Source organism: Pseudomonas sp. P4_C3, from assembly GCF_056402075.1.
The window spans coordinates 1-1,291 of the sequence record NZ_JBFUIC010000628.1 but is presented as its reverse complement, the minus strand read 5'-3'; the positions used below and the strand labels follow the sequence as shown (position 1 = coordinate 1,291).

Genomic DNA, 1,291 nt, shown 5'->3' with positions numbered 1-1,291 from the left:
GGGCGAAGTTTTTCATGGGTATTCCTTGCGAAGTACGATAACCCGGCAAGACGACTGTTGTCCTTGCCGGATGTTTTCGACAGTAATGAAAGTGATCAAGCCTTAATGATGTGCTCTGCCGGGGCACGGTACTTGCCACGGCTGTCGACGATTAGACGTGCATGCTGCTTGATCAGTTCGTAATCGAACTTATCGTGGTCGGTAGCAAGCACCACCGCATCGAAGCTGGCAATATTATCAGCGCTCAGTGTTTCACTGCTCAGTTCGAAGTGGTGTTCACGCATTTTGGGAAAAACTGGTACGTGCGGATCGCTGTACCCGACGATGCCGCCCTTGGCTTCAATCAACTCCATGATTTCCACTGATGGCGATTCGCGCATGTCATCGACGTTCTTCTTGTAGGCGATGCCGAGTACGAGGACTTTGCTGCCATTGAGCGCTTTGCCGCTGTCATTCAGGCCGTCCATCAGTTTGGTAAGCACGTACTCAGGCATGGCTTTGTTGACTTCACCGGATAGTTCGATAAAGCGGGTATGCAGACCATATTCGCGCGCCTTCCAGGTCAGGTAGAAGGGGTCGATCGGTATGCAGTGACCGCCGAGGCCAGGACCAGGGTAGTAGGCAGTGAAGCCGAAAGGTTTGGTGGCTGCTGCATCGACAACTTCGAAGATGTCGATGCCCATGCGGTCGGCGACGATTTTCATTTCGTTGACCAAGCCGATGTTGACGGCGCGGTGGATGTTTTCCAGCAGCTTGGTCATTTCCGCTGCTTTGGTCGAGCTGACCTGTACCACTTGGTCGATGGCCTGCTCATACAGAGCAATACCAACTTCTAGGCAAGCGGGGGTATGGCCGCCGATGACTTTCGGGATAGTGCGAGTTTCAAAGTTKGGGTTGCCCGGGTCTTCGCGCTCTGGCGAGTAGACCAGGAAAATGTTCTTGCCGACAGTTAGACCGCCTTCCTGTACGCGGGGTAGCAGTTCTTCCTCGGTGGTACCGGGGTAGGTGGTGCTTTCCAACGAGACCACTTGGCCAGCGCGTAAATAGGGTTTAAGCGCATCAGTGGTGTTGATCACGAAGCTCATGTCCGGCTCGCGATATTTGTTAAGGGGAGTCGGTACACAGAGAATCAGAGCATCGCATTCGCTAACACGACTGAAGTCGGTAGTAGCGCTAAAGCCGCTCTCGCGCGCGAGTGTAATCTTGCTTGCCGGGATGTGTTCTATATAGCTCTGGCCCGAGTTCAACTTGATTACTTTGCTTTCATCAATGTCAATACCCAGCACTCGGA

The 1,291-nt window shown here is 53.2% G+C and carries 1 protein-coding gene; it reads right to left on the bottom strand.

The genetic code is table 11. The features are described 5' to 3' along the window. Positions 1-95: 95 nt before the first annotated feature. The coding region (gene wbpA / locus AC1DVH_RS31290; RefSeq protein ID WP_477757046.1) for a UDP-N-acetyl-D-glucosamine 6-dehydrogenase at positions 96-1,291 on the bottom strand (1,196 nt) is incomplete at its 5' end.